The sequence below is a fragment of the Cupriavidus sp. 05N39 genome (genome assembly GCF_056397325.1).
Genome location: NZ_JBFTNE010000411.1, coordinates 1 through 362, shown reverse-complemented (window position 1 = coordinate 362; position 362 = coordinate 1). Strand labels below are relative to the sequence as shown.

At 66.6% G+C, this 362-nt stretch carries 1 protein-coding gene; it reads left to right on the top strand.

Going from position 1 to position 362, the window contains the following annotated elements:
* The coding region (locus AC1DN0_RS41950) for a B12-binding domain-containing protein (RefSeq protein WP_477146738.1) at nucleotides 1-362 on the top strand (362 nt) is incomplete at both ends.

Sequence of the window (362 nt, the reverse complement as noted above, 5' to 3'; positions counted from 1 at the left end):
GTGTTCCTGTACCACGCGATCGCGGCGGGCATGGACATGGGCATCGTCAACGCCGGTGCGATGCCGATCTACGACGACCTCGATGCGGAACTGCGCGAGCGCGTGGAGGATGTGATCCTCAACCGTCGCCGTGACGGCACCGAGCGCCTGCTGGAGATCGCCGAGCGCTACAAGGGCAAAAAGGGCGAGGTCAAGGGCGAAGACCTGGCGTGGCGCGAGAAGCCGATCGACGCGCGTCTGGCGCACGCCCTGGTGCACGGCCTGGACGCCTGGGTGGAGGCCGATACCGAAGAAGCACGGATCCGCTCCAGCCGCCCGCTGGACGTGATCGAGGGCCCGCTGATGGATGGCATGAACATCGT